18 protein-coding genes are annotated in these 16,500 nt (G+C 40.6%); 2 read left to right on the top strand and 16 right to left on the bottom strand.

What is annotated here, in order from left to right; genetic code table 11:
- Positions 1 to 104 precede the first annotated feature (104 nt).
- Entirely contained in the window at positions 105 to 680 is a 576-nt protein-coding gene (locus MTF66_RS16915; protein ID WP_138620827.1) for a GNAT family N-acetyltransferase, read from the top strand.
- Complete coding sequence (locus MTF66_RS16910; RefSeq protein ID WP_138620825.1) at positions 680 to 1,267, top strand: FMN-binding negative transcriptional regulator; 588 nt, start codon at positions 680 to 682, stop codon at positions 1,265 to 1,267. The genes MTF66_RS16915 and MTF66_RS16910 overlap by 1 nt, the downstream gene beginning before the upstream one ends.
- Positions 1,268 to 1,346: 79 nt before the next feature.
- On the opposite strand, the gene cyoE is transcribed toward MTF66_RS16910, so the two are convergent.
- The 16 genes from cyoE to MTF66_RS16830 all read right to left on the bottom strand — a co-directional run bounded on the left by cyoE (position 1,347) and on the right by MTF66_RS16830 (position 16,439).
- Positions 1,347 to 2,231, bottom strand: coding sequence for a heme o synthase (gene cyoE / locus MTF66_RS16905; protein ID WP_109875610.1), 885 nt, complete (start codon positions 2,229 to 2,231; stop codon positions 1,347 to 1,349).
- Positions 2,232 to 2,240: 9 nt separating this feature from the next.
- Entirely contained in the window at positions 2,241 to 2,597 is a 357-nt protein-coding gene (gene cyoD / locus MTF66_RS16900; protein WP_036956792.1) for a cytochrome o ubiquinol oxidase subunit IV, read from the bottom strand.
- The gene (gene cyoC / locus MTF66_RS16895; RefSeq protein ID WP_138620823.1) at positions 2,597 to 3,229 is read right to left on the bottom strand and encodes a cytochrome o ubiquinol oxidase subunit III; all 633 of its coding nucleotides are present in this window, start codon (positions 3,227 to 3,229) and stop codon (positions 2,597 to 2,599) included. The genes cyoD and cyoC overlap by 1 nt, the downstream gene beginning before the upstream one ends.
- Complete coding sequence (gene cyoB, locus MTF66_RS16890) at positions 3,226 to 5,214, bottom strand: cytochrome o ubiquinol oxidase subunit I (protein WP_008111914.1); 1,989 nt, start codon at positions 5,212 to 5,214, stop codon at positions 3,226 to 3,228. Before cyoB ends, cyoC begins: the two co-directional genes overlap by 4 nt.
- A 2-nt stretch (positions 5,215 to 5,216) precedes the next feature.
- Positions 5,217 to 6,170 (bottom strand): ubiquinol oxidase subunit II, encoded by a 954-nt coding sequence (cyoA, locus tag MTF66_RS16885; protein WP_076919993.1) that lies wholly within the window; start codon positions 6,168 to 6,170, stop codon positions 5,217 to 5,219.
- A 329-nt stretch (positions 6,171 to 6,499) separates the two neighbouring features.
- Positions 6,500 to 6,928, bottom strand: a complete 429-nt coding sequence (locus MTF66_RS16880) for a hypothetical protein (protein WP_138620821.1) — start codon at positions 6,926 to 6,928, stop codon at positions 6,500 to 6,502.
- Between the two features lie 326 nt (positions 6,929 to 7,254).
- A complete protein-coding gene (nqrM, locus tag MTF66_RS16875) occupies positions 7,255 to 7,467 on the bottom strand; it encodes a (Na+)-NQR maturation NqrM (RefSeq protein ID WP_010391098.1) in 213 nt (70 codons plus the stop codon).
- A gap of 97 nt (positions 7,468 to 7,564) precedes the next feature.
- Complete coding sequence (locus MTF66_RS16870) at positions 7,565 to 8,587, bottom strand: FAD:protein FMN transferase (RefSeq protein WP_138605619.1); 1,023 nt, start codon at positions 8,585 to 8,587, stop codon at positions 7,565 to 7,567.
- Between the two features lie 99 nt (positions 8,588 to 8,686).
- A complete protein-coding gene (gene nqrF, locus MTF66_RS16865) occupies positions 8,687 to 9,910 on the bottom strand; it encodes an NADH:ubiquinone reductase (Na(+)-transporting) subunit F (protein WP_008111899.1) in 1,224 nt (407 codons plus the stop codon).
- Between the two features lie 17 nt (positions 9,911 to 9,927).
- The gene (nqrE, locus tag MTF66_RS16860) at positions 9,928 to 10,536 is read right to left on the bottom strand and encodes an NADH:ubiquinone reductase (Na(+)-transporting) subunit E (protein WP_006791490.1); all 609 of its coding nucleotides are present in this window, start codon (positions 10,534 to 10,536) and stop codon (positions 9,928 to 9,930) included.
- 10 nt (positions 10,537 to 10,546) lie between these two features.
- Positions 10,547 to 11,179, bottom strand: coding sequence for an NADH:ubiquinone reductase (Na(+)-transporting) subunit D (locus MTF66_RS16855; protein ID WP_006791491.1), 633 nt, complete (start codon positions 11,177 to 11,179; stop codon positions 10,547 to 10,549).
- Positions 11,179 to 11,928, bottom strand: a complete 750-nt coding sequence (locus MTF66_RS16850; protein ID WP_008111895.1) for a Na(+)-translocating NADH-quinone reductase subunit C — start codon at positions 11,926 to 11,928, stop codon at positions 11,179 to 11,181. Before MTF66_RS16850 ends, MTF66_RS16855 begins: the two co-directional genes overlap by 1 nt.
- The gene (locus tag MTF66_RS16845) at positions 11,921 to 13,126 is read right to left on the bottom strand and encodes an NADH:ubiquinone reductase (Na(+)-transporting) subunit B (protein WP_138620819.1); all 1,206 of its coding nucleotides are present in this window, start codon (positions 13,124 to 13,126) and stop codon (positions 11,921 to 11,923) included. Before MTF66_RS16845 ends, MTF66_RS16850 begins: the two co-directional genes overlap by 8 nt.
- 1 nt (position 13,127) lies before the next feature.
- Positions 13,128 to 14,471, bottom strand: coding sequence for a Na(+)-translocating NADH-quinone reductase subunit A (locus MTF66_RS16840; RefSeq protein ID WP_054202028.1), 1,344 nt, complete (start codon positions 14,469 to 14,471; stop codon positions 13,128 to 13,130).
- Between the two features lie 353 nt (positions 14,472 to 14,824).
- Complete coding sequence (gene fabV, locus MTF66_RS16835) at positions 14,825 to 16,018, bottom strand: enoyl-ACP reductase FabV (RefSeq protein ID WP_010391087.1); 1,194 nt, start codon at positions 16,016 to 16,018, stop codon at positions 14,825 to 14,827.
- A 109-nt stretch (positions 16,019 to 16,127) separates the two neighbouring features.
- Complete coding sequence (locus tag MTF66_RS16830; protein WP_010391086.1) at positions 16,128 to 16,439, bottom strand: BolA family transcriptional regulator; 312 nt, start codon at positions 16,437 to 16,439, stop codon at positions 16,128 to 16,130.
- Between the last annotated feature and the right edge of the window lie 61 nt (positions 16,440 to 16,500).

Genomic DNA, 16,500 nt, shown 5'->3' with positions numbered 1-16,500 from the left:
ACACCTTCCAAACTGGTATAGGTAAAAATTAAATTTTGGTTGTTTTTAATAAACCAATAAAGCGTACATTTGTTATGAATAAATAGCAAAATATGGGGCTTATAATGTTCACAACGCAAATTCATCAAACCAACAAGGTTGCCTTAGAGCCACTTAAACTCAAACATCTCGAGGGTCTATATCAAGCAGGTAAACACCCACAAATTTGGCAGTGGGTATTAAGTAATTACGCACAAACTCAAGTTAAGTTGGAGCAATGGTTTACACATAGCGCGCAGTTTAATCAAAACGAGCAAGTGGTATTTGCCATTATTGATAAACATTCACAGCAAGTTGTTGGCACAACCCGTTTATTTAGGTTAGACAGTGACAACTTAAGCGCCGAAATTGGCCATACCTTTATCAGCTTCACTGCACAGCGGACATACGTAAATACGCATGCAAAATATTTACTTCTGAGATATGCATTTAATCAGCTTAATTTAGTACGGATTAGCTTTAATACCCATGAGCACAATCAACAATCACGCAATGCCATTGCCCGTTTAGGCGCTAAGTTTGAAGGAATCGCCCAAAAAGACCGACGCCTAGAAGATGGTTCATATCGCAACACCGCAAAATTCAGCATTATTGACGAACAATGGCCAGCTATAAAGCTACGACTTGAGGAGCAATTATAATGTACCCACCCGAGCACTTTATGCAAAAAAATACCGAGCAATTGCATGCGCTTATTAATAACTTTCCATTAGCAACTATTTTTATGCCCTGCTCAAATAGTCAATTAAATAACATTTGTCATGTACCTATGTTATTCAACTCTTTAGAAAATATGTTTATTGCACATGTAGCAAAGCATAATCCACTATCAAAGCTTGATAATAAACAGGTGAATTTACTCTTTAATAGTGACAATTGCTATTTATCACCCTCCTATGCGGATAATCAAACATTGCCTAGCTGGCTTTACGCATCGGTGTTAGTGACTGCAAAAGTACATATTATTAAAGATGAGCTAAAAAAAGATCTCGTAATGCGAACCCTTACTAGTCATTTTGAGAAAACATTTGAGCCTGAGTGGAAAATTGATGAAGTGCCTGAGCAGCATCGCAATACAATGTATCAACACCTGAGTTTTATAGAGCTTACGCCAATTCACTGGCAAGGTAACTTCAAACTCAGTCAAAATAAATCAGCCGCTATAAGAAATAAAATAAAACAAAGTCTGGTAGATGCCAATAAGGACTCAATAGCGGCCTTGTTTTAGGAATGAAAAAAGGCTCCTCGCAATGCTCAGAGCCTTTGGTTAACTTTGGGAATTAACTCGGTTCATTGATCAGATAAGATCAGTTTAGCGCCACTAACTGTGGCGCAATTGTTTGATAATCTACCGCCATGGCAATACTCAAAGCGGTAATATTAATAATTGAGAACGCAAACACTTGGCGTGCCCAACGGGTGGTGTCTATGTTGTAGCGATACCCTCTAAGTGCCATGAGTAACCACCAAAAACTGGTGATACAGGCAACGGCCATAAAGGCAGCACCGGTATAACCACTAATTGGCAATAACATCACTACTAAGGCATATACTGCAATATAAAGCACAATATGGCGCTTAGCTTTATTAACACCTTGCGCCACGGGTAATACTGGAATATTAGCGGCTTGGTAATCCTTAAAGCGAAAAATAGCAATCGCATATGAATGCGGCATTTGCCACAAACTAAACATCACCAGCAGTATTAATGCGCCTATATCGAACACACCCGTAACGGCGCAATAGCCAACAACAGGTGGAACTGCGCCCGACAGACTACCAATAAAGGTGCCGTAAACAGAGTTGCGTTTCATGTAGAGGCTATAAACCCCTACATAGATAACATAGCCAAAGGCGGCAAAAAATACCGCCGCTTGAGTGGTAAAGGCGATTAATAAGCCAAAGCCAATTAGCCCTAATAACACGCCATGGCTTAAAGCGGCTTTTGCAGACATTTCACCCGTTACAGTCACACGTGAGCGAGTGCGCGCCATGGCAACATCAATGTCTCTATCAATAACATTGTTTATGGCACATCCCGATGCAACAACAAGCGATAAACCAACCAAGGTAACCAACATTAACCATGGGTCTATATCACCGCGGGCGGCGAGTAAAAAACCACCGGCAACGCTGATCAAATTCCCCATAATAATACCTGGCTTAGTAACAGCTAAATAACGACGAAACATCTGAAACCTCTAGTACATCATCATTGCGTTTGATTCATAAATGATCCAAACAGACAGTCCAACCACCATGACGATGATCAACGCGCTAAACAAGAAGGTAAAGGTATTCGCTTTACCTTCATCAGTGGTGAAATTAAGGTGTAAAAAGTATTTTAAATGCACCCAAATTTGCACGATTGCTAGAGTAACGATACTCCAAAGTGTGGTGACCTTTGAAAAGTCGCCCTCCATCACCATCCAAAATGGAATGGCCGTTAAAATCACTGACAATACAAAGCCAATTAGGTATGTTTTAACACTACCGTGTGACTGATCATGATGTTGGCTTTGCATTTTCTCTAAAGCATGTGTTTCGCTATGGCTCATTACATTGCCCCCATTAAATAAACAACGGTAAATACACAAATCCACACAATATCTAAAAAGTGCCAAAATAAGCTTAAGCAACTTAAGCGCGTGACGGTTTGTTTACTTAAACCGCGCTTAATCACCTCAATCATCATTATGCTCATCCAGATAAGGCCTGCAGTTACATGTAAACCATGCAAGCCCACTAATGAGAAAAACGATGTTAAAAAAGCACTTTGCTGTGGGCCATTGCCATGAACAATTAAATGATGAAACTCATAAATTTCCATACCAATAAACACCGCGCCTAAACAAAAAGTGACCGCGAGCCAACCAAGCGTCAGCGCCTTTTTTTGCCCTTGAGCGGCAATCATGGCAAAACCAAAAGTAATACTACTTATAAGTAGCGCCGCAGTTTCTACGGCAACAAAATCAAGCTCAAAAATATCTTTGCCCGATACACCACCTGCAGTGTTCATATAAAGCACTGCGTAGGTTGCAAAAAATGAGGCAAATAAAAGGCAATCGGTCATTAAATAAAGCCAAAAACCAAAGATTGTATCGCCAGAGGTATCGTGATGTTCATGCGTATGACTTACGCTATGAGGCTCTAAATTTACATGGCCTTGAGTTGCAGATAACGTACTCATGCGCTTACCTCCTTCGTATTACTGGCAATATGCGCGCCTTCAATTTGTAATATTTCATCGTTTTGCACGTAGTAATCTACATCACTGGTGTAAGCACGGTTAATAAACAGCGCAATCGCGCCAATAAAACCAAGCCCTGCTAGCCACCAAATATGCCAGATCATGGCAAAACAAAACGCCGTTAAACTCGCAGCAATAAGCACACCCGAAGCGGTATTTTTTGGCATATGAATTGGGCTATAGCTAGATTTACCTTGATAAGCTAGGCCTTTTTCTTTCATATCAGTCCATGTATCAATATCATCAACATGCGGGATTTCAGCAAAGTTATAGTATTGCGGTGGTGATGACGTTGACCATTCAAGGGTGTGACCGTTCCAAGGATCGCCAGTGGTATCATCAAGCGCTTCGCGGTTTTTAAAGCTCACATAAAGCTGAATAACTTGGCAAATAATACCGAACATAATAATCACGGCGCCCACTGCAGCAATATAAAGCCAGATATTCCAATCAGGATTATTAGAGTGGTTTAAGCGACGCGTCATGCCTAAAAAGCCGAGTACGTACAATGGCATAAAGGCTACGAAGAAACCGATTAACCAACACCAAAATGACGCTTTACCCCAACGCTCATCAAGTTTAAAGCCCATTGCTTTTGGAAACCAAAAAACAAATCCGGCTAAGTAGCCAAATACTGCGCCACCAATGATGGTGTTATGGAAATGAGCGATTAAAAATAAGCTGTTATGCAATACATAATCGGCACCAGGGATTGCCAGTAATACCCCCGTCATACCACCAATACTAAAGGTAACCATAAAACCAAGCGTCCAAAGTACCGGTACAGTAATGCGCAAACGGCCACGGTAAATAGTAAACAACCAACTAAATAACTTAACCCCAGTAGGCACAGCTATGACCATGGTCATCACCCCAAAGAAGGCATTTACATTGGCGCTTGAGCCCATAGTAAAGAAGTGGTGTAACCATACAATAAAGCCAAGAATAGAAATGGCACCGCTGGCATATACCATCGATTTATAACCAAATAAACGTTTACCAGTGAAGGTCGACACTATTTCAGAAAAAATACCAAAAGCTGGTAATACTAAAATGTATACCTCTGGGTGACCCCATGCCCAAAACAGGTTGATATACATCATGGCGTTTCCGCCTGCTTCATTAGTGAAGAAGTGAAAATCTAAATAACGGTCTAGCGTTAGCATGGCCAGCACTGCGGTTAAAATTGGAAATGATGCCGCAATTAAGATATTTGCCCATGTACATGCCCATGTGAAAATTGGCATTTTCATCAGTGTCATACCAGGGGCACGCATTTTAAATACTGTCACTAGGAAGTTAACAGCGGTTAATAGCGTACCGAGCCCCGATATTTGCAAGGCCCAAATATAATAATCGACCCCCACCCCAGGGCTAAAGGTCAACTCCGACAGCGGTGGATAAGCAACCCAGCCTGTTTTAGCAAATTCACCAAATATAAGTGATAAATTTATTAAAATTGCGCCACTGGCAGTAAACCAAAAACTTAAATTATTTAAAAATGGAAAAGCCACATCGCGAGCACCAATTTGCAGTGGTACAACAATATTCATTAAACCAATCATAAATGGCATTGCCATAAAGATGATCATAATAACGCCATGGGCGGTGAATATTTGGTCGTAATGTTCTGGCGGCAGGTAACCTGGTGCACCACTGGTAGCAAGCGCTAACTGCGCACGCATCATAATGGCATCAGAAAAACCACGAAACAGCATGATTAGCGCTAATAAAATGTACATGACGCCTAAGCGTTTATGATCAACCGAGGTGATCCAGTCGCGCCAAAGCACACCCCATTTTTTATATTTTGTTATTAGTCCGGCTATAATAAGCCCGACAATAGCAATCACCGCCATGGTAACCATGATAATAGGTTCATGAAACGGAATTGCATCTATAGATAATTTACCTAAAAACGACATGATTATTCCTCGCCCTGGCCGTGTGATGATGGCATTGAATGATTACCCATTGCCTGATGCTCATTACTCATCTGCTGATGTTTACCCATCGAGTGATGTTTTTTGTTCATATCGCCATGCGCCTGCATGTATTTCATCACTATGGTATGAAATAAACCGTCATCAACCTTGCCATAATAAGCGACGGGATTGTTTTCACTCGCTTTGGCAAGCTCAACATAATTGGCATGAGTAAGGCTATTAGCGTTGGTTTTAACCTGCTCAACCCACTGGCTAAAGTCAGCTTTTGTTGGTGTTGCGATGGCATTAAATTTCATACCAGTAAAACCGGCGCCACTGTAATTAGCCGAAAAGCCTTTAAACGTGCCTGGCTCATTAGCGATTAAATGCAGCTTAGTTTCCATGCCCGCCATTGAGTAAATTTGACTACCTAACTGGGGAATGAAAAACGAGTTCATGGTACTTTCTGAGGTGATTTTGTATTCAACCGGAACATTAGCAGGAAATACCAATTCGTTTACCGTAGCAATACCTTGCTCAGGGTAAATAAATAACCACTTCCAATTAAGTGACACCACTTCAACAGTTAAGTGTTCACCTTTACCCTCTATCGGTTTATAAGGGTCAAGCTCTTGAGTTGACTGCCAGGTGATCACACCTAAAATAACAACAATAACAATAGGAACCGCCCATACAACAGCCTCAATCTTATTAGAGTGAGCCCATTTTGGTGCGTAAATTTCATGGTTTTGTGTGTCTCTGTATTTCCAAGCAAAATATAAAGTCATCACAATAACGGGGATCACAACTAACAACATAAGCACAGTGGCGATGATGATCAGATTTTTCTCATCAATACCTATCTGCCCTTTTGGGTCGAGTACCCCGCCATTACAGCCTGATAAAATCAGCGCCATACTAGCTAAAGCAATATTAAAAAGGTTACGAATTAACAAGGGACTATCCTAAAACCTAAAGAGTTTTTATTAGCTGCCAAAAATATTTAGCAACGATATTTGATAAAAACCCAAGTTAATTAAGATTGAATTACAAATAATGCAGAGCGAATGCAAGCATGAAGTATTGACTACTGGCTTAATAAAAAACACCTAGCAGAACCAACCCAGCTTTTTTAAACACATTAATATAACGCAATAAAAATTAACTTGGGTGAGGTGTGGTTGGCTGAGAGTGTGTAAAAACACTAAGCTACAATGAAAGTAATCGTTATTTACAGCAAGAATAAATAATTAGATACCACAGGTGTAACCTATACCCATAAAAATTAATGGGTAAACAGACAACCTGTAAAGCTAGGTGGAGCACGACAACCATGTGCAGCTTGCACGGGTTGATGAACTTTAGCCTCGCTAAAAGCAAAGGCTGCTTTACGGAGGATTATTCCAGCACGACGCGCTGGAAACATGTGGAACAATAGCCAACAAAGGCCAATAAGTAACTGACACGATAAGATAGGATGAGCTAAGAATTCAGCAATAGTCAGTAATAATGGCTCTATAAAAAAGCCATCACTCACCAATGCTTCAAGCCTAAAGGCATCCTCAATAGCGCCACTAAGCAACATAACGGCATTAAAAACTAATAATGTTATAGCCACACTCACGCCTCTTTTCGCTTTATTAAAGCGCTCATGCAACACTGACTTACCTAAGGTAAGCAAAGCGCTGGTATGAAACAAAGAAAATGAGTTCAAAAACATTAACCTATTAAAATGACTAATAACAAAATTTGGCATACACCGTGGCAACAAAAACAGGTTGCAGCCGTAAAGCCTTATACAGTGACATGAAATACAGTCTCAACGCATTAGCACTATTTGGCTAAGCTAGTTTTGATCCGCATCAATAGAACTTTCAAAACTTACTGAAAGTTCGGGCATGAGTATAACAAAGAGAGTTTTCTGTTCAAGATAAAAACACGATTATTTTATCAGCTGGTGATTTATTTATGGCGATATAAATAAAAAACCTCCCGTAGTGAGCTACGAGAGGTTTTTTGTTTAAACAGAAATAAATCTATTTAAAGAATTTGGTTTTCTTTCCATACTTGCTCTTTGGCTAGACGCTTTTTGCGTTTATCACATGGATCATCGCAATCACACGCTTTATCAATACCTACAGAGCCTAGGCCTCCGCAGCTACTCGCCATCGATTTTCTTTGAACTATCATGCCTATCGCCATCGCAGCGACAATTAAAATAAGTAAGCCAAAGGTTAGAAAAAAAAGTGACATTGCTTAGCCCCTATTGTTCAGCAATAAAATGAGCTCAAATAGCGTATTTGAGCTCCGTATATTATATACCCTCATGCTAAGGATATAAACCTAAAGACTATAAATAAGGCTTAAACGCAGGACTTGAATAAGTGACTAAACCATCAGGCGATTTAGCAATTAAATACACTGGTAAATCATGCTGCTGCGCATAACGTTGTGCTTTTTCCATTCCCATAACCGTTAAAGCAGTCGCTAAACCGTCGGCCGTCATAGCGCTAGGGTGTAAAACTGTAACAGAAACTAAGTCATGCTTAATTGGCATCCCTGTCATAGGATCAATAAGGTGAGTATAGGTTTCGCCATCCATTGTATAAAAGATTCGATAATCACCTGAGGTGGCAATACCGTTATTGCCTGGTGCAAGTACACGGTGTACTTTTCGCTCACCTGGGTTTGCATCAGGTTGTTCAATTGCTATTCGCCATGCTTGATTGTCTGGTTTTGTACCAGCAATACGTAACTCCCCGCCAATCTCAACCATGTAATCTGTAATGCCTTTGCTTTGTAATAGCTCAGCCACTTTATCAATACCATATCCTTTTGCTGTAGCTGAAAACGACAACTCTAAATCAGCCATCGTTTTTGCTAAGCCTTGCTCGTTAAGGACCAACTTATCTATACCAATGTTATTGATCATATTTGCCAGAGCTTCATTCGTTGGGCGCTTTGTTGGTTTTTTATCTGGGCCAAACCCCCATAAATCTATCAACGGCCCCATAGTCACATCTAGGGTCTTAGTTGAATTACCTATACGCATAGATTCACTAATAACTGCCCTGAAGTCATCACTGATTGGCATTACTTCGTTGGCATCTAAACGGTTAAAGGTGTTTATTTCAGAATCTTCGATATAGGTCGACATAGACTGGTTGATATCAACTAAAACCGCATCGATTTCTGCTTGTACTGCTTGAGGGTCAACTTGCTCAGCGTAAAACTTAATGTGGTAAGTTGTACCCATCGTTTTACCTTCTAAGTAGGTTTCCTCTGGGACTGATTTTCCACATCCAGATAATAGTAAAGTCAGCGTGATTATAAATAAGGCGATTATGCCCTGGGGAGTATTTACTTTGTTCATAACAACCCTACTTAATAGGTTAAAAATTAATATAAAAAAGCCTCGTCACATAAAATGCGACGAGGCTGGTATTTTAACTAAATTTAATCAGTTTGGGTATTAGCCACCGAAATCATCTAGTAAGATGTTTTCTTCTTCAACACCTAAGTCTTTAAGCATAGTGATAACAGCCGCATTCATCATTGGAGGACCACACATGTAGAACTCACAATCTTCAGGCGCTTCGTGATCTTTAAGATAGTTCTCAAATAACACGTTATGGATAAAGCCTGTGTAGCCTTCCCAGTTATCTTCTGGTTGCGGATCTGAAAGCGCTGTGTGCCAAACGAAGTTTTCGTTTTGCTCAGCTAGGCCGTCAAAATCTTCAACATAGAACATTTCACGTTTAGAACGTGCACCATACCAGAAACTAATTTTACGTTTAGAGTTTAAACGCTTAAGTTGGTCAAAGATATGTGAACGCATTGGTGCCATACCTGCACCACCACCTACGAATACCATTTCAGCGTCTGTGTCTTTAGCGAAGAACTCACCAAATGGACCAGAAATAGTTACTTTATCGCCTTCTTTAAGTGACCAAATGTACGAAGACATTTTACCACATGGTAGGCTTAGGTTTCTTGGCGGCGGCGTAGCGATACGCACGTTAAGCATGATGATGCCTTCTTCTTCTGGATAGTTAGCCATTGAGTAAGCACGAATTGTTTCTTCGTCTACTTTTGACTCCAGATCGAAGAAACCAAAATGGTTCCAATCGCCACGATACTCTTCAGGAATATCGAAATCTGCATATTTAACATGGTGAGCTGGCGCTTCGATCTGGATGTAACCACCCGCACGGAACGGCACTGACTCGCCATCAGGAATTTGTAGCTTAAGTTCTTTAATGAACGTCGCTTTGTTATCGTTAGAGATAACTTCACAATCCCATTTTTTAACACCGAAAATTGACTCTTCAAGTTCAATTTCCATGTCGTTTTTAACATTAACCTGACACGCTAGGCGACAACCTTCACGTGCTTCACCTTTAGAGATGTGGTCAAGTTCAGTTGGCAGAATATCACCGCCGCCTTCTTTAATGTGTACGCGACACTGGCCACAAGAGCCACCGCCACCACATGCAGAAGATACGAAAATACCTGACTCAGATAGTGCACCTAATAGCTTACTACCTGCTGATGTTTTAATGGCTTTGTCTGCATCGCCATTAATGCCGATGATGATATCACCGCTTGCAACTAGCTTAGATTTAGCACCAATGATGATTAAAACTAGTATTACAACGATAGCGATAAAAACACCAACGCCTAAGAAAATATCCATGATTGACCTCGCTATTATTACAGTGAAATACCAGAGAATGACATAAAGCCAAGACCCATCAAGCCAACAGTGATGAAGGTAATACCTAAACCACGTAAACCATCTGGTACGTCTGAATACTTCATTTTCTCACGGATACCTGCAAGTAATGTAATTGCAAGCGCCCAACCCACACCAGCGCCAATACCATAAACAACAGACTCGCCGAAGTTATAGTTACGCTCAACCATGAAGGCTACCGCACCAAAAATTGCACAGTTAACTGTGATTAGTGGTAAGAAAATACCTAATGCGTTGTAAAGCGGTGGGAAGAACTTATCTAATGCCATTTCAAGAATTTGCACTAGTGCTGCAATAACACCAATGAAAGTTAAGAAACGTAAAAAGCTAAGATCTGCTTCTGGGTAACCAAGCCACTCTAGTGAACCTGGTGCTAATACCGCATGGTAAACCAAGTTGTTAACCGGTACTGAAATACCTAATACAACAATAACCGCTACACCTAGGCCAATTGATGTAGTTACTTTTTTAGACACGGCTAAGAAAGTACACATACCTAGGAAGAATGCTAACGCTAAGTTTTCAATAAAAACGGCTTTTACAAATAAACTAATATAATGTTCCACTTATCGCCCCTTACGCTTTAGCTTCTACTTGGTCTTTCTTATAAGTACGAAGTACCCAAATGAATAAACCAATGATGAAGAATGCACTCGGTGGTAAGATCAATAGACCCATAGGTTGGTACCAACCACCATTTTGTACTAATGGAATAATATCAACACCGAATAGTGAACCTTTACCGAATAACTCACGAATAAAGCCAACAGTAAGTAACACTACAGAGTAACCTAAGCCATTACCAATACCATCAAGGAAAGACATTAATGGCGGCGACTTCATTGCATAAGCTTCAGCACGACCCATTACGATACAGTTAGTAATGATTAGACCAACGAATACTGATAACTCTTTTGCCGTAGCGTAAGAGAAAGCTTGTAGTACTTGGTCAACCACGATTACTAATGATGCAATAATCGTCATCTGTACGATGATACGTACTGATGATGGGATATGGTTACGAATAGTCGAGATAAAAAGGCTAGAGAATGCAGTTACCAAGGTCAATGCAATTGACATGATTAATGCATTTTTTAAGCTAGACGTTACCGCTAGCGCAGAACAAATACCAAGTACTTGTAATGCGATTGGGTTGTTAGCGAAAACTGGACCAAATAGGACCGCCTTCATTTCTTTAGTATCAGCCATTAGTTCAATGCTCCTTTACGTACTTTCGCAAGGAAAGGGCCAAAGCCATTTTCGCCAGTCCAAAAATCAACTGCATGGTCAACACCATTAGACGTTAATGTAGCACCTGAAAGACCATCGATCTTATGCTCATCACCGGCTGCAGTCCCTTTAACGATTTGGATTGGTAACTCTTTACCTTCCCACGTTGCAGTCCACTGTGGGTTTTGAATTTCACCACCTAGACCAGGTGTTTCGTTATGTTTGTAGAAAATGATGTCTTTAATAGTTTCACCATCGCTTTCAAGCGAGATAAAACCGTACATTAAACCCCATAAACCATAACCCTGAATAGGAAGGATGATTGCATCAGTAGAGCCATCGTCTTTTTTAGAGATATAAACAGGCGCACGCTTGGTAATACGTTGAATACCGGCGATGTCTTTAATACCATTCTCTTTTAAAGATTTACTTAAATCAGCATCGTATTTGCTTTTTTCAAAGTCAAAATCTTCTACCGGCTCAGCAAACTCACCACTTTGCATATCAACAAAGCGAGTTTCGATTTTAGCATCAAACGTTTCGGCAACGTTATCAACTTTGCCAATACCAGCAGCAGCTAAGATATTGCTTTGAATATCTTTTGCTTTATTTGCTTTTTGCAGAGGGCGTAGTTGTACAGATGTTAGCGATACAATAACTGCACACACTAAACATAATGAGACAACAACAGCTAGCGTTTTGCCAATTGATTCGTTATTACTAGACATTACGTGCCAACCTCCGCTTGATATTAGCTTGCACTACAAAGTGATCGAATAAAGGTGCAAACAAGTTAGCAAATAAGATTGCTAGCATGATGCCCTCTGGGTATGCAGGGTTAACAACACGGATCATGATAACCATAAAGCCAATAAGCACACCGTATGCTAATTTACCTTTATCAGTAAATGCAGCAGATACAGGGTCAGTTGCCATAAAGAACATACCGAATGCAAAACCACCCAATACCATGTGCCAGTACCAAGGCATAGCAAACATCGCATTGGTTTCAGAACCAATGGTGTTCAGTATTGATGAGGTTACTACCATACCTAGGAATACACCTAGCACGATACGCCAAGACGCTATGCGCACGTAGATTAGGAATAAACCACCAATAAGTACAGCTAGTGTAGACGTTTCGCCCATAGAACCTTGAATGAATCCGTAAAACGCATTCCACCAAAGCTCAATATCAGTCGCGTAATTTAACGTACCAGCAAACGCTTGACCAAGCATAGTCGCGCCAGAGAATGAATCTACGGCAGTCCATACTGTGTCACCTGAAATTTGTGCAGGGTATGCGAAGAATAAAAACGCACGACCAGCAAGCGCAGGGTTTAAGAAGTTACGGCCTGTACCACCAAATATTTCTTTTGCGATAACTACACCAAAAGTAATACCTAGCGCAACTTGCCATAAAGGAATCGTTGCAGGCAGAATTAATGCGAACAATACAGAAGTTACGAAGAAACCTTCATTAACTTCATGCTTACGCACAGAAGCAAATAACACTTCCCAGAAACCACCAACAATAAAGGTAGTTGCATAAATAGGTAGGAAGAAACAGGCTCCGTAGAACATTTTCGCCCCCCAGCCTGCATCAACGGTTAATTCACCGCCAAGTAACTGGAATAAACCTACTTGCCAAATATTCGCTAGCTCAAAGCCATTACCAAGTGCAATTGCAGCTTGATGGCCAATATTGAACATACCAAAGAACATGGCAGGGAACGTCGCCATCCACACTAAAATCATCATGCGTTTTAGGTCGATGTTATCACGAACGTGAGTTGAACCTTTATTTACGTAACCTGGCGTGTAAAAAATAGTCGCAGCAGCTTCATACAGCGCGTACCATTTCTCATGCTTACCACCTGGTTCAAAATGTGGTTCGATATCTTCTAAGAAAGTTTTTAAGCCCATTTTAGCCTTCCTTCTCGATCGTAGTTAAGCAATCGCGTAGGGCAGCGCCGTACTCGTATTTGCCAGGACAAACGAAGGTGCATAACGCTAAATCTTCTTCATCTAATTCAAGCGCACCTAATGAAATTGCACTGTCTAAATCACGAGACAATAAGTCACGTAATAAAAGCGTTGGCAAAATATCAAGTGGCATAACACGCTCATAGCTTCCAAGTGGAACCATGGCACGTTTTGAACCGCCCGTAGACGTTGTCATTTTAAATAAACGACTCGGTGTAAGGTGAGACAAGAATGTACGCGTTACAGAGAATTTATCACTACCTGGTGCAATCCAGCCAAACAATTCTTTTTCGCGACCTTCAAGTAATACAGATACTTGAACGTGGTAACGGCCTAAGAATGCATGAACACCAGACGACGTAGCACCTGCAAGTACAGAACCAGAAATAACACGGTTATCACCGTCTTCTAATTCACCTGCTACTAAGTCATCTAATGAAGCACCTAATTGTGTTTTCACTAAACGAGGATTCTTAACACGCGGACCTGCAAGCGAAATCACACGGTCTGTGTAAATTTCACCAGTAAGGAAAAGGTGACCATACGCAATAACGTCTTGGTAACCAATGTGCCAAACTTGCTTACTAGCAGATACTGGGTCAAGGTGATGGATATGTGTGCCAACAAGGCCAGCTGGGTGCACGCCACCAAACTCATGTACTTCTACTTGAGCAATAGGTGAACTAGGAACTTGACTGCCTGCTTGCTTACAAACAAATACTTTGCCATCGGTTAAACGTGACACAACAGCCAAACCTGCTTCAAACGCTTTCGCATTTTCAGCAATAACTACTGCAGGATCTGCAGCAAGTGGATTGGTATCGATAGCTGTCACAAAAATAGAGCTAGGATTTGCATCCAACGCCGCTATTTTACTAAATGGGCGAGCACGAAGTGCTGTCCATTGACCCGATTGAACTAGTACTTCTTTAGCTTTTTCACGGTCTAAGCTGTTAAGCTCAGTTTCCGAGAAAGAACCAAAGGTGATTTGCTCACTGCCGTTTACTTCAATAACAACAGATTGCAGAACACGTTTAGCACCGCGATTAATTTCTTTTACTGTACCAGAAGCTGGTGCAGTAAATAATACGCCTGGGTTCTTTTTATCTTCAAAAAGTACCTGGCCTTTTTTGACTTGGTCATCCACACGAACATGCATGGTTGGACGCATACCGATAAACTCTTCACCTAGCACAGCTACACGTTTGACGGCAGAACCATCATGAATAACTTGCTGAGGTGCGCCCTCTAAGGGTAAATCCAGACCTTTTTTTATATTGATCATACGCACTTGCACTACATTAACGGAAAGAAACTGAAAAATCGTACCAACCACGCCGCTATTTGTATTATTGCAAGCTATAAAATGACTCGCTATAGATACCAAACAAGCAGCGCAGTAAAACTCCTCACATATTGCTTTGATTTTAACATTATTGTGACTGACTATGCGAGTGTATTTATGAAAATTATACGAGAGAAACGTTTATTTAGTTTTGTAATTCATAATTAATAAAATACAAGCTAGACCAAAGTGGTAAATAAACCAACAAATAGCAAAATTTTTTTCAAATCAAGGCTAAAAAACAAAAAAGTCGCACTAGGCGACTTTTTCAAAATTGGATTACTAGCGACAGATTAATCAATCATATTTGCAATTGGCGCAACAGGATTAACATCTTGCTCATAATCAACCGTATCAATGCCAAAACCAAACAGGCGTAAAAACTCATTATGGTAGCCCACGTAATCCGTTAACTCATCAATTGAACTTGTGTCTACACTATCCCAAATAGTTTGAACACGTGCTTGAACGTCATCTTCCAGCTCTTTGTAGTTTTGGAATAAATGTCCGCCCTCATCAAAACGTGGTGAATCACCGTATAGGTTTTCATTAAATAACGCATGAATTTGCTCAATTGTGCCCTCGTAAGTGCCATCAGCCTTCATCACTTTAAATAGTGCCGAAATGTAAAGCGGCATTATTGGGATTGCCGAGCTTGCTTGGGTAACAACCGCATTAAGTGAAGAAACGTAAGCTTCGCCATTTAAATCTTGGGTAGCGGCTTTAATAGCTGCAGTGGCACGGTCTAGATCTTCTTTTGCCTTACCTATGGTTGCATGTCCATATATTGGCCAAGTTAGTTCTTTACCAATGTATGTGTAAGCCGTTGTTTTAAAGTTATCTGCTAGTACATCAGCGTCTTTAAGGGCGTCAATCCACATTTCCCAGTCTTCGCCACCCATTACTTTAATGGTGTTGTCGATATCGTCTTGGTTTGCTGCTTCAACAGTTACTTCATCAATTTCACGCTTTGACGTATTTAAGTTTTTAGTCGTTACCGCATTACCAATTGGCTTAAGTGTTGAAGAAAACACTTCCCCTGTATTTGGATCAGTACGACGAGGTGATGCTAAGCTGTAAATAATACAGTCAACTTTACCTAATTCGGCTTTAATGGTGTCGATTGTTTTTTGTTTGATTTCGTTAGAAAACGCATCACCATTAATATTTTTAGACCATAAGCCTTCAGCTTCAGCGGCTGCTTGAAATGCCGCCGTGTTGTACCAACCCGCAGAGCCTGTTTTACGTTCAGTGCCTTCTTTTTCAAAGAACACACCCAATGTTTTAGCGCCACCACCAAATGCAGCGGTAATGCGAGATGCAAGGCCATAACCTGTAGACGCACCAATAACTAATACATTTTTAGGCGCATTTTTTAATGCTCCTTGCTGCTTAACATAATTAATTTGTTCTTGAACATGCTCTGCACAGCCAACTGGGTGTGCATTGGTGCAGATAAATCCGCGAATTTTAGGCTTAATGACCATTGATCATCCTATATCTTTTACAATAAAAATTAGCGCTAGTTTAAAGGCTAAAACAAAAAAAACTGATCTGATCAGTTACTCACTGCTCAAACCAATCCACTATTACCTGTTATCCAACTTTTGAGCCGCCCATGCAATTAGGTGACTGCGGCGCTTCGCCGTCGTGCTCTGTAAATTCCTCAGGAGTGTAAGTGTGCATAGCAAGCGCATGAATATGATTTGCCAGCTCATCTTTTAAAATTTCATTAATTTCACGATGACGCTGCAATAATCGCTTACCAGCGAATTCTTCACTGACTACAATCACTTTAAAGTGAGATTCAGTCCCCGCACTGTGCATATGGCTTTCGTTAATAACATTTAAATGCTTACACGCAATAGCATTTGCTAGCTTGTCACGTATTTGTTGTTGCATTGACATAAAAACCACCCTCAAAATTCAGTTATATGGTTACTATAACAACTGCGGCTACACCATGGCT

The sequence above is a fragment of the Pseudoalteromonas sp. 2CM39R genome (assembly GCF_023161845.1).
Note: the sequence above shows the minus strand (reverse complement) of the source record. Positions and strands in the feature narration are given on the sequence as shown.